Below are 10,675 nucleotides of genomic sequence, written 5' to 3'. Positions count from 1 at the left end.
AGACTTAAAATATCGCTTTGGCAGCAATGGCTATGGCGCACCAAGTAGCAAAAAACAATGGAAAACACCTGTTATTCAAGCCTTAACTGAGACTGTTAAACATAGGGATGTCAGGGTGCACGATAAAGCCACATATAATCAACCACACCCTGAAACCACACCAGTGGCGCGCAGATCTAACTGAAGCGTAATCCCACAAGCCTCTACCACTACAGGGGCTTTTTATTTCTTTAATCACTCCCAAATCCTCCAAAAGACCTTCCGACACCTGGCACCATCTAACAACTTCCCGCCAACTTTGAGCTGCTTTTGATGCCATAAAACTATTTGAACTATTTCCAAGCGCAGCAAGGCTCTGCTTCACTAATACTTGCTTCAGCGTCGTTACAGCGAGGCTGTCAAGGCTGAAGTCAGGAGGCGGATGAGTCCGCCAATGCGGCAGAGCGTTTCTCAGATCTCAGCAGAGAATGGCATTCACATAGTCATCCTCTACAACTGGAGGAAGGCCTGGCGGTTGCAGGAAGAGGTGGTGCCGACATCCGAGAAGGAACCAGAAAGCTGGAGTGCTGCTGACACGTTTACGAGGGTTCTCGAGACCGCAGGCCTCAATGTCACGGAGCTCAACGCCTACTGCCGGGAGCGAGGACTGGGCTAACCCCATCTACTGCGACTGAAGCAGGTGAGCTGCAGCCCAGTCCCAGCGATTCCGACCCTCCGGGCCTTCCGCTCCCAGTTCCACGTGCCCAGCATCGCCAACTTCATCAACCGCACAAGCCTGCAAGCTGCTGAGTGTCAGCCGTGAATCGGTGCGCCGTCTGCGGCTCCGGGGGATCCTCAAGCCGGGGCGTAACTTCCGCCGCTGGGGCTGCACCGACTGCAAGAGTCCGCTTCAGTGGCATGCCGGCAACATCGAAACCGTGCTCACCAGCTGGATGCAACGAGCCCTCAGCCCTCGGCAATGACGGCGTGGTCTTGGCCCTCCACGGCAACTAGCATGCCCTCAGGAGGCTAAGAGCATGGAGCGAATCGTCGTTGAGCCAAACATCTGCAATGGTCAGCCGACCATCAAGGGCACCCGTGTAACGGCCCGAACGGTGCTGGAGTTTCTTGCTGCTGGCGATGCCATCGAGGATGTCCTAGAGGAGTATCCGACCCTGACCCGGGATGACATCCTGGCCTGCATCCGCTTCTCCTCCGATCTGATGAGCCATCAGTTCTCGCTGCAAAGCGTCGCTTGAAGGGCTTCGTCTTTGATGAGAATGTGCCCCGGCAGCTGCGCTTCCAGCCGTCGCTCCCCTTCACCCATGTGGCTGAACTCGGTCGAGGCATGAGTGATAGAGAGATCTGGGAGGTCGCCAGGTTGGAGGAGCTGGTGATCGTGACGAAAGACACTGACTTCTCGAATCGAATCATTCTCAACTCGCCACCGCCGTGGGTGGTGCATCTTCGCTTCGGGAACATGCGCCGCGGCGAGTTTCACGCTTTTCTTGCCAGGATATGGACACGAATCGAGGCGATCAAGTAGCAGGCCCTGAGGCCTTGGCTTGACATTCACCCAAAAGGCGCGCCGCATTGTCGAGCGGGTCATCTTTGCTGGCAGTTACCGGGAGTCACCTCACCAGGGCGCCAGACGCAGTAGTGGTGCAAGGGCTGGGTGGGTGCGCTGGCTATGGGAGTGGCTTTATGAACTCGTAAAGCCTGATGCCTGCCACCAAAAGCAGAACTGACACATGAAAGCCTTACGCCGCAACGATTCCGCTTCAAAATAACTTAGATATTGCGATGAGCCTGAGGAATGCTGCGATCTGTTCGTCTGTCGTTTGCCATTGCTGGTAGTGCTGCCCTAGCGCTTGCCTATACGCCTATTGCCATCAGCCCAGTTGGCGCAGAGGAAACAGAACCAGCCAAGGAAACTGGCATGCTGGATCTCAACCTCAGAGATGCAGTTAAGCTCAACTACGGCTTTCAAGGGCAATTACAAGGTGCTGGCACTCCAAATGAAGCTGGGCTAGGTGCTTTCATTCCACTCAATGTAGGGAAAAATAGCGTTGCCTTTGTAGACTTTTTGGTAAATGCCAACTTCAGCGACTACGGCAACTACAGCAGCCTCATCAATACTGAAGTTTCAGGCACCACTTTATCAACCTCTACCCGCTTGGGCTACCGCTGGCTGAACTCAGATCGCTCCTGGATGTTTGGCGTCAATGCTGGCTACGACAGCCGACCAATGGCTACAGGTCCTGCGGATACTGGTGTAAGCGTTAGCAACTCTCAAACAGTCTTCTTTCAGCAAGTTGCAGCAGGCTTAGAAGCCGTGAGCAATAGCTGGAACTTCAATGCCTATGCCCTTGTTCCAATCGGCACCACAAATGCCAGGCTCAATAGCGTTTATCAAGGCGGCTCACTAGATACCTACGGTTTAGATGTTGGCTACAGCATCACCCCTGATTTTCGTGCCTCTATTGGTTACTACTATCAAAATGGTGACCTCAATACCGCCGATGGCTCTGGTGTATTGGGCAGGCTTGCCTACAACATCACCAATGGGCTAACTCTTGGCGTCAATCTTTCCTATGATGACGCCTTTGATACCCGTGTTTCTGGAGACTTAAAATACCGCTTTGGCAGCAATGGCTATGGCGCACCAAGTAGCAAAAAACAATGGAAAACACCTGTTATTCAAGCACTAACTGAGACAGTTAAACATAGGGATGTACGGGTTCACGATACATCCACCTGCACACGAAGACAGTGTTCGGTGGCTGGACCTTAGAGATGTCGATGGGCCTTTGAAGAGCAATCGTACCCCCACAAGCCCCTGCCACAACAGGGGCTTTTTATTTCTTTAATCATTCCCAAATCCTCCAAAAGACCTTCCTATACCTGGCACCATCTCCCAACTTCCTGCCAACTTTGAGCCGCTTTTACTGCCATAAAAATATTTCACCTTTTCTCAAGCGCAGCAAAGCTATGCTTCGGTAATACTTGCTTTTAAAAAATACATTTATTGCCCCAACACAACTACCAAATACTTCGCTCACTGTCGCCGTCACGGATGCCATTGGCTCGCTTAAATCTAAACGCTATCTGGTGCCACTCATCGGGGATTTGATTTAGACGACAATCAAAGAGAAAAGGGAGTTGCTGTTGCCCTGGTGATACTCGCTTCCTATTACTCTGCAGACCCCTACCCTTTGCAATCAGTCGCTTCAGCATCCTTGAGCCCCAGTGGCACTTGGCTGCTCCTTTGCTGTGATGGCGATACTTCTGGCAGAAACGCTCATAACGCTTGGAGCATTCCTTCAGGCTTGGTGCAAGTTGCAGGAAACTTGGATGCCATTCACTGATGCCATCGCATTCCAATCTGCCGTAGTGCCCGTAGTTGGAATAGGGGTCATAAAAGCCCTTACGCACTCCTGCTGCTTTGGGGTTGGCGTGAATATACCTGAGTGTATTAAGCACCCTTCTGTGGTCTTTGGGAGCAATCGCAGTGGCGTAATACCGTGCCTCCCAGAAGTGCCCGCAACGCCCAGAAAGTCGGTTGAGTGCCATTGCTGAATACCAGCCAACCCAGTGCATCAAACGGGGTAACTGGGAGGCATTATCAGGCTTGATGAGGAGATGCAGGTGATTTGCCATTAGACACACCGCATACAACCTATGCGGCACCTTTGCTTGTGCCTTGGCGAGCACTGCCAGCAGCACATCCCGTCTCAAGCCTTTGGCAATCAAAAACTGGCGGCTATTACACCTGAGCGTGATATGAAACGAATACCCCTGAGGCAAACGGCGTGGTGGGCGGGGCATTGCTGCTGCTCTGGCTGTCTATTTCACTTTGATGCTCTACCTTTTGGCGTCTTCCTGTATTCATTTTGGATTTGGCTGATTAGCAAACCCTGGAGGTCTCTATACCCCCTATTCACCTTCTCAACCTCAAGGAGCATTGCTGCCTCCACATCAGGCAACCGTATGGTGATGGTCTTCACTGGAGTGCCTCCAGTGGCATTAATCGCTCCAACTTCTCAGCAATCGCTGCTCTACAAAATGCTGAGACATTCAAGCAACGGCTTTTCTTCAATGCCAGTAGCGTTTGGTGGAGCTGATTGGCGTCGCCTTCTGGGTAGGTGATGGTGAGTTGGTTTCTTCTCATTTTCTTCTTGTTGATAGGTCGCTATTGAATGGGTCAAGGGCAATCAGCTCTAAGCTGCTCTGCTTTCCCAAATAACTGCTGATGCGTCTATAATCATCATCCTGTGGGTTAATGCGTTGAATATCAATAGATTTCCATTTAGACAACGCTTTGACCTTATGGGGTAATCGTTTAGAAAACAGGGTTTCCGTCTCATATTGGCTATTTAGGCTTGCTGGTAGCTTTTCTGTGATTAGATGCGTGTGATATTGCCCTGTGCCCTGGTGGCTGGTTTCGTGGAAAAACAGCATCTTTGGGTAAGGGAAGCTACCAGCACCTTTGATGCTCTTATCACGGGATTTAAAGATGATGCGCTGTAGTTTCCGCTTGAGGTCAGCAACATCATTTAGCAACTCATCTTCTTTATTGTGGTGGTCTCGGTAGTGAAAGCTAATCAGCCACCAGGGGTTGATGCTGTGGAGCTGATCGTGAATGAGGCGTTTGATATTGCGTTTCAACCTTTGGGCTTGATGGCGCTCTTGTTGATATTGGCTTTGTATTGAGCTCATTTGTGTTTAGGGGTATCTTTGGTTTCTTTTCACGCAAAAGCACTGGCACACCCTTCGGCATCCAGCACATCTCTTCTGTTGATTTGCTCGCAGCTAAAGCTTCTCAATCCACTGAGTAAGCACTGCGGGCAGTGATTATTTATGCGACTTATAAGTTTTACAGGGTCTGCCTATGGGGATTTGGTGACGCACCAACATCTGCGGGTAAAGACCACAAGAGAGCTGCTTCGCTAAGGCTTGTTTTTATTGCTATTTCTCGTTGCTCGTGCCTATTTAATTGATTGGTGGCGCATGCACTTTTATAGCTCAGAAATAAGCATCCTTTTTGGGTTTTCGTTTCAGGCTGTCTGCCAACTCGGCATCGTCAATCTGCCTGTTGGTTTGGCGTAGGTATCCAGCAGCATCTTGGTGGAATGACCTGCCGCCGCTGCCAAATCAGCGGGTGAGTTTCCCATCGCTAATGCGTGAGACAAGAAGCTATGGCGTTGGGCGTAGAGGCGGCGGGGCTTCAAGCCACAACGCTGGAGGCTGCGGTGCCACACACGAGCCAGCAGATGGTCGTAGACATTGCCGTGACTGGTGGGGGTGACAAACACCAATCCATAGGGGTCATAAAGACCCAACTGCTCCATCTCAGCCCTGTGCTGCTTCAAGGTCTTCAGCACCTGGGGCGTCAAGGGCACCACACGCTCTCTCCCTGTCTTGGTTGGAGCCCACTCCACCTTGCAGCTTGAATACCCATCACGCCTGAGGCTCTTACAAACCAGCACCTCACCTTCCTCCCACTTCAGGCAATCCCAGGTCAAACCCCTGATTTCAGCATTCCTTAGCCCAGTGCTGAGCCAGAGCAAAAACAACGGGTAATACCAGCTCTCCTTGCTCTCCAAATCGCTCAGCCCTGCCTGGATTTCTTCTGCGCTCAGCACATCACTCAACACTGAGCGCCGTTGCCATTTCAGCTGGTGGGAAAACAGGTGGCGGTTGCCTACAGAGCACTGGCGGTAATGGGTCATCAGCCCAGCAATGGTGCTATCGCCCAATCCCTCTGCCCTCAACCACCCCAGAAATACTTCTGCGTCACTGCCGGTTACGAATGGGCTTGTCATAGCGCTGTAGCAGCCTGTAGGCGTGGATGGCAGCAGCCTGTCGCTTGCTCTCTGCCCTTACCCTCAACGCCTCCAGTAACCCCACTTCCTTGCCGTTGATAAGGGGTTGATAAGCCATCAGGCTCCGATCAAATACTCCCTGCTGGTAATCGCTCCATATCTGGGCGGCAATGGCGTGGGCTTTGGCAACTGCCACTGGGTCACTCCAGCGACCTAAGCGGTTGATAAAGGCATCACGCCCATCAATCCTTACCCGCACCTGGAGGCTGCCATTGTTATTGCGCAAGGAAGGTGGTTTCAGCAAGATTATGGGGGTATTGCTGCCACCAGGGCTAAGGCTCCACCACTGATTTATCCAACAGAGCCACTAAAAGTCGTAGCACTTTGTAGCGGTTGGCGCCCTACTGGAAGGAAATATCAGGTAAATCGGTTGCGGTGGCTTGATTATTGGCTGGCTGCCCTAATGACAATCCTCAAAAATCAAGCCCAGCTTGAGCTTTTAAATGCCAAGGCTCGCTTCTCGCAGTGGTGTATCCCACTACTGCCAACCTTAAAAACCACCCAAGCTTTCCATTCAGACCTGCGTTGCTGGGGGAGGCACTTGGAGGCGTAATGGCTATGGGAGTGGCTTTATGAACTCGCAAAGCCTGATGCCTGCCTGCTACCAAAAGGAGAACTGACCCCCGAAAGCCTTACGCCGCAACGACTCCGCTTCAAAATCAGCTTAATATTGCGATGAGCCTGAGGAATGCTGCGATCTGTTCGTCTGTCGCTTGCAATTACTGGTAGCGCCGCCCTAGCGCTTGCCTACACGCCTATTGCCATCAGCCCTGTTGCCGCAGAAGAAACTGAACCAGCCAAGGAAACAGGTGTGCTGGATCTCAACCTCAGAGATGCCGTTAAGCTCAACTACGGCTTTCAAGGGCAATTACAAGGCGCTGGCACTCCAAATGAAGCTGGGCTGGGTGCTTTCATTCCACTCAATGTAGGGAAAAATAGCGTTGCCTTTGTAGACTTTTTGGTAAATGCCAACTTCAGTGACTACGGCAACTACAGCAGCCTGATTAATACTGAGGTTTCAGGCACCACTTTATCAACCTCTACACGCTTGGGCTACCGCTGGCTGAACTCAGATCGCTCCTGGATGTTTGGCGTTAATGCTGGCTACGACAGCCGCCCAGTGGCTGCAGGTCCTGCAGATACTGGTGTAAGTGTTAGCAACTCTCAAACAGTCTTCTTTCAGCAAGTTGCAGCAGGCTTAGAAGCTGTTAGCAATAGCTGGAACTTCAATGCCTATGCCCTTGTTCCAATCGGCACCACAAATGCCAAGCTCAATAGCGTTTATCAAGGCGGCGCACTAGATACCTATGGTTTAGATGTTGGCTACAGCATCACCCCTGATTTTCGTGCCTCTATTGGTTACTACTATCAAAATGGTGACCTCAATACCGCCGATGGCTCTGGTGTCTTAGGCAGGCTTGCCTACAACATCACCAATGGGCTTACTCTTGGCGTCAATCTTTCCTATGATGATGCCTTTGATACCCGTGTTTCAGGAGACTTAAAATATCGCTTTGGCAGCAATGGCTATGGCGCACCAAGTAGCAAAAAACAATGGAAAACACCTGTTATTCAAGCCTTAACTGAGACTGTTAAACATAGGGATGTCAGGGTGCACGATAAATCCACACGATGCTCCACGAACGTATCGGGTTCCTACGGTTGCCATCCAACCCTCCCCGCAAAGTGACTGCCTGCCACCAACACCCTCAACTGAAAGCGTAACCCCACAAGCCCCTACCACCACAGGGGCTTTTTATTTCTTTAATCACTCACATATCTCCACATACTTAGCTCTCTATTGCCATTACGAATGCCATTGGCTCTTCTAGGCCTTGCGGCTCTATTATTTGTTCCATGACCTTCTCCAACACAGATCGCTTCAAGCGACACCCCCAGGCAGTTTGCAGCGAACTTGACGGTGAAATTGCCCTGTTTCAAAGCAACACCTCCGAATATCTTGTGCTAAATGAATCTGGCACTGCAATCTGGAATAGCCTTGGCAATGCTCCAACGATTAACCAAATCTGCGAGGAACTAGCAAAAGAATATGAAATCGATCGACCATCCTGCATCAAAGACGTAACGGCCTGGCTAGAAGAAGCCCTACGCAAAAAGGTTGTCAGCCAGATCAAAAGCGATTAGCTCAAAAAACAAACAGTGTTTCAAGTTTTCGGATCCAAACCTCACTCCCAAATTGATTAGAGCCCAAAATCCGAAAGCCATGGCGGGCAAAATAACGCCGCATAGATGCAGACTGCAGCCCTACATTTATATTTTCAGACAAAAGGTATCTTGCTCGATGGTCCCGCAATTCAAGGGCGTTATCAAAGCCGGCTAGGAAAGCTAGATACAGCTGATTGGCAAGCCGAGCATTCCTTTCCCTGGGCAATATATACATTCGCTGAAAATATGCATGCGTGCCTAGATCAAGGCCAGCATTAAGCTCTCTCAAGGCCAAAAAGACAATTCCAATAATTTCGCCGCCCTGATCACGGGCAATTGCCGCAGGCTGCCGTTTCATCAAACCTTTTGGTTCCAGCAAACGATTTTGGGCTAGCCCAGATCGAAAGCCTTGCAACTCGGCCTGAAAAGCCGTTTGATTGAGGGCCCAAAACGAGCGCAATTCAGATCGCAAACCATCATTAAGGTTGCCAAATATAAATTCAATCGAGAAACTAGAGGCCATCTGCTTCTCCATAATCAAAGCGCTGCATCACTTCCCTGAGCTCAGAATTCAGCAAGCTGCGCTGGGCAATACTCAACAACTCAGCCCCCTCACCGGTTCGGCCAGAGCGAAAAAATCGCTTACAACCCTTTGGCTTCTCCATAAATCCACCAAGTTGTTCCTCCAACTTCTGCAGACGATCTATGGAAGTGTTGGCCAGAGCCTGATTTACTAAATTTTGATCTGCAGGCAACTGCAAAAACTGTGCTAATCCTTCAAAGCTTGCTGGTCCATTGGCGAGCATATCTTCATAGCGGAGAACTAGCACTGGTAATTGTTGCTGATCAGCCCAGGAAAGCACATGATTATCCCAGCGGCCCATATGCTGACGCACCTGATTGCCACCGATTCGATCAGATGGAACAAGTGCTGCAGATGGGTCCAACAGAAAAGAAACGCAGCGCTCCAATGGCCAAGAAAAGAAATGACTCAGTGATACAGCCACATCCTCTGGATGACGCATGATATACACAACACCCCTGCAACCTTGGGTGCTAACTACAGGTCGCCCACGCGAATCTGGAGATTTAAAGGCGTCATGAACCTTGTGAAACCGCTCGCCCTCTGCAAATAACCAGGAACTGGCACCAGCTTGGCCACGCACGGCATCCAGTTCGGCAAAACTCAGATCACAGCTATTAATACCCAACTGATCATCAAGCCACAGGCGGGACGATGCTATGGCTCCTGTTTCAATATCTTTATTGAGATCAAGCTCGGCGGGGGCCACTTCCCCTGCAAGCCGCAACAGTTCAGTAATAAAAACCCTGCACCAGGTATTGCCTGATTTGGGATAGGACGCAAGATACCAATAGCCCTGATCCTGCTCAGCCATCATTCGCCTCCATTAAAGAAGCAGGATCAAGTAGATCTGCAGCAGTAACAGCAGCGGCCATCGCCTTGATTCCATCGGCAACCCGCAAACGATGCACAGGTACCGTTCGAGCCAACTGCGCCGCCTGCAAAAACAATTCCTGCTCCATGCCCATCCCACGAACCATCCTGGCGTGAAACATCTGATTACGTAGCGCCAGCAATGCAGCCTGTTGAGAAAATGATTTGGAAGCAGTTAGGGCTGGATTGGGAGTCTCCTCTCTTTCCCTTACTAGCTGATAGATACAGCGCAGCGTCACCGGCTTTTGTGCGCAGGCCACTCCCTGGGGTAACTCCTGGGGCAGGAGTGCATAGCGCTTGAGGCCACGGCGCACCGCCGGCAGCTCCTGCCAATCAATGCCGAGGGCCACGGCTGCATCATGCCAAAGCTTGATTTGTTGCATGCCAGGCCAAATCTGGCCCAGGCCATCCGCCACCACCAGCTCACTGCTCAGCAATTGCCAGCCCTGTTGCAATAAACACCAGGCCAATGTGGATTTACCCGTAGCTGGGCGTCCCAAAAGCAACACTGCCTGGCCGTCGCGCTGCAGTGCGGTGCCATGCAGCGCAAGGCGGCCGCGCTGAATCGCCACGGCTCCCAAACCACTGGTTACAAGGAATGTACGCAGGTCGCGATCGCTGACGCTGTCGTCCCAGCGAGCCCACTCCACCCCCGTACCCGCCAGCGCCCGAAACCAACCAATTCCCTCAAGCTCAAGGCGCCACTCAGCTGGCCCAAGCTGCAAAGCTGGAGTGCTATGGGAACTCACCTCCATCCCCGGCCATCGCTTTGGATCAGAAGCTCCTATCGACACCAGCTCCTGATCGGAAGCCTGCTCAACCTCACGCAACTCCGGCAAAACCAAATCACTGCTCAACAGCAGGCCATGGGCGCTGAAGTACGGCAAACAGAGCTCCCTACCCATTGGCACTCCCATCCTCTTGCAGGGAAGGGGAGCTTGTTTGTTATGGGTAGCAAGGCGTGGATTGACGTGGGCCCCAAAAACTGAACCAGTTCCTAGGTCAGCATCCAAATAACTGGCACCGGTCGCGCAATCATTGTTCAGCTCTGCAATCCTGGAGCAAACCTTCTCCTGCCTTGACGAACTGGATCCTGCTGCTGGTTGCCGGTGTGCTGTGCGGCTTCCTCAATGCGGTCGCCTCCAGCGGGGCAGCCATCACCCTGCCATTGCTATTGGCCCTGGGGCTG

General features: G+C 51.6%; 14 protein-coding genes and 2 pseudogenes. 10 read left to right on the top strand and 6 right to left on the bottom strand.

From position 1 onward, the window contains the following. The 8 genes and pseudogenes from KBY58_RS11780 to KBY58_RS11745 form a co-directional block, all read left to right on the top strand. Nucleotides 1-184: pseudogene (locus KBY58_RS11780) on the top strand (carbamoyl-phosphate synthase); the annotation flags it as partial. Between the two features lie 186 nt (nucleotides 185-370). Beyond that, the gene (locus tag KBY58_RS11775) at nucleotides 371-655 is read left to right on the top strand and encodes a transposase (protein ID WP_255004513.1); all 285 of its coding nucleotides are present in this window, start codon (nucleotides 371-373) and stop codon (nucleotides 653-655) included. Nucleotides 656-679: 24 nt separating this feature from the next. Beyond that, nucleotides 680-802, top strand: a complete 123-nt coding sequence (locus KBY58_RS11770) for a hypothetical protein (RefSeq protein ID WP_255004512.1) — start codon at nucleotides 680-682, stop codon at nucleotides 800-802. 4 nt (nucleotides 803-806) lie between these two features. Further along, a complete protein-coding gene (locus KBY58_RS11765; RefSeq protein ID WP_254933554.1) occupies nucleotides 807-962 on the top strand; it encodes a hypothetical protein in 156 nt (51 codons plus the stop codon). A gap of 54 nt (nucleotides 963-1,016) precedes the next feature. Then, nucleotides 1,017-1,238: a DUF433 domain-containing protein gene (locus KBY58_RS11760; protein ID WP_254933555.1), complete on the top strand. Its 222-nt coding sequence runs from the start codon at nucleotides 1,017-1,019 to the stop codon at nucleotides 1,236-1,238. Then, nucleotides 1,235-1,525: a DUF5615 family PIN-like protein gene (locus tag KBY58_RS11755; protein ID WP_254933556.1), complete on the top strand. Its 291-nt coding sequence runs from the start codon at nucleotides 1,235-1,237 to the stop codon at nucleotides 1,523-1,525. The genes KBY58_RS11760 and KBY58_RS11755 overlap by 4 nt, the downstream gene beginning before the upstream one ends. Nucleotides 1,526-1,544: 19 nt before the next feature. After that, nucleotides 1,545-1,727 carry a hypothetical protein gene (locus tag KBY58_RS11750; RefSeq protein WP_254933557.1) on the top strand — a complete coding sequence of 61 codons (183 nt, stop codon included), beginning with the start codon at nucleotides 1,545-1,547 and terminating at the stop codon, nucleotides 1,725-1,727. A 68-nt stretch (nucleotides 1,728-1,795) separates the two neighbouring features. Then, nucleotides 1,796-2,773, top strand: a complete 978-nt coding sequence (locus tag KBY58_RS11745) for a carbamoyl-phosphate synthase (protein ID WP_255004511.1) — start codon at nucleotides 1,796-1,798, stop codon at nucleotides 2,771-2,773. A gap of 248 nt (nucleotides 2,774-3,021) precedes the next feature. On the opposite strand, the gene KBY58_RS11740 is transcribed toward KBY58_RS11745, so the two are convergent. The 3 genes and pseudogenes from KBY58_RS11740 to KBY58_RS11730 all read right to left on the bottom strand — a co-directional run bounded on the left by KBY58_RS11740 (nucleotide 3,022) and on the right by KBY58_RS11730 (nucleotide 6,108). Beyond that, nucleotides 3,022-3,807 carry a transposase gene (locus tag KBY58_RS11740; RefSeq protein ID WP_254933559.1) on the bottom strand — a complete coding sequence of 262 codons (786 nt, stop codon included), beginning with the start codon at nucleotides 3,805-3,807 and terminating at the stop codon, nucleotides 3,022-3,024. Between the two features lie 339 nt (nucleotides 3,808-4,146). After that, nucleotides 4,147-4,698 (bottom strand): hypothetical protein, encoded by a 552-nt coding sequence (locus KBY58_RS11735; RefSeq protein ID WP_254933560.1) that lies wholly within the window; start codon nucleotides 4,696-4,698, stop codon nucleotides 4,147-4,149. Nucleotides 4,699-5,036: 338 nt separating this feature from the next. Then, nucleotides 5,037-6,108 (bottom strand): annotated as a pseudogene (locus KBY58_RS11730) (site-specific integrase). 444 nt (nucleotides 6,109-6,552) lie between these two features. Here KBY58_RS11730 and KBY58_RS11725 point away from each other — a divergent pair. After that, the gene (locus KBY58_RS11725; RefSeq protein WP_254933561.1) at nucleotides 6,553-7,554 is read left to right on the top strand and encodes a carbamoyl-phosphate synthase; all 1,002 of its coding nucleotides are present in this window, start codon (nucleotides 6,553-6,555) and stop codon (nucleotides 7,552-7,554) included. A 167-nt stretch (nucleotides 7,555-7,721) separates the two neighbouring features. Further along, nucleotides 7,722-8,009, top strand: a complete 288-nt coding sequence (locus KBY58_RS11720; RefSeq protein ID WP_254933562.1) for a PqqD family protein — start codon at nucleotides 7,722-7,724, stop codon at nucleotides 8,007-8,009. Nucleotide 8,010: 1 nt separating this feature from the next. Here KBY58_RS11720 and KBY58_RS11715 read toward each other — a convergent pair whose 3' ends face one another. Genes KBY58_RS11715 through KBY58_RS11705 form a run of 3 tightly spaced genes read right to left on the bottom strand, consistent with a single transcriptional unit; the run spans nucleotide 8,011 to nucleotide 10,391 of the window. Next, nucleotides 8,011-8,553 (bottom strand): hypothetical protein, encoded by a 543-nt coding sequence (locus KBY58_RS11715; protein ID WP_254933563.1) that lies wholly within the window; start codon nucleotides 8,551-8,553, stop codon nucleotides 8,011-8,013. After that, nucleotides 8,543-9,427: a sulfotransferase domain-containing protein gene (locus tag KBY58_RS11710; protein WP_254933564.1), complete on the bottom strand. Its 885-nt coding sequence runs from the start codon at nucleotides 9,425-9,427 to the stop codon at nucleotides 8,543-8,545. The genes KBY58_RS11715 and KBY58_RS11710 overlap by 11 nt, the downstream gene beginning before the upstream one ends. Then, nucleotides 9,420-10,391: a hypothetical protein gene (locus tag KBY58_RS11705; RefSeq protein WP_255004510.1), complete on the bottom strand. Its 972-nt coding sequence runs from the start codon at nucleotides 10,389-10,391 to the stop codon at nucleotides 9,420-9,422. Before KBY58_RS11705 ends, KBY58_RS11710 begins: the two co-directional genes overlap by 8 nt. Between the last annotated feature and the right edge of the window lie 284 nt (nucleotides 10,392-10,675).

It is taken from the genome of Cyanobium sp. HWJ4-Hawea (assembly GCF_024345815.1).
GTDB lineage: Bacteria > Cyanobacteriota > Cyanobacteriia > PCC-6307 > Cyanobiaceae > Cyanobium_A.
This window is presented reverse-complemented; position numbering and strand designations above follow the sequence as displayed.

What these genes read in the sequence shown, in the direction of transcription:
- KBY58_RS11725 (WP_254933561.1), top strand. Translation starts at nt 6,553, where the DNA reads ATGCTGCGATCTGTTCGTCTGTCGCTTGCAATTACTGGTAGCGCCGCC.
- KBY58_RS11710 (WP_254933564.1), bottom strand. Translation starts at nt 9,427, where the DNA reads ATGGCTGAGCAGGATCAGGGCTATTGGTATCTTGCGTCCTATCCCAAA.
- KBY58_RS11745 (WP_255004511.1), top strand. Translation starts at nt 1,796, where the DNA reads ATGCTGCGATCTGTTCGTCTGTCGTTTGCCATTGCTGGTAGTGCTGCC.
- KBY58_RS11760 (WP_254933555.1), top strand. Translation starts at nt 1,017, where the DNA reads ATGGAGCGAATCGTCGTTGAGCCAAACATCTGCAATGGTCAGCCGACC.
- KBY58_RS11715 (WP_254933563.1), bottom strand. Translation starts at nt 8,553, where the DNA reads ATGGCCTCTAGTTTCTCGATTGAATTTATATTTGGCAACCTTAATGAT.
- KBY58_RS11735 (WP_254933560.1), bottom strand. Translation starts at nt 4,698, where the DNA reads ATGAGCTCAATACAAAGCCAATATCAACAAGAGCGCCATCAAGCCCAA.
- KBY58_RS11720 (WP_254933562.1), top strand. Translation starts at nt 7,722, where the DNA reads ATGACCTTCTCCAACACAGATCGCTTCAAGCGACACCCCCAGGCAGTT.
- KBY58_RS11705 (WP_255004510.1), bottom strand. Translation starts at nt 10,391, where the DNA reads ATGGGTAGGGAGCTCTGTTTGCCGTACTTCAGCGCCCATGGCCTGCTG.
- KBY58_RS11740 (WP_254933559.1), bottom strand. Translation starts at nt 3,807, where the DNA reads ATGCCCCGCCCACCACGCCGTTTGCCTCAGGGGTATTCGTTTCATATC.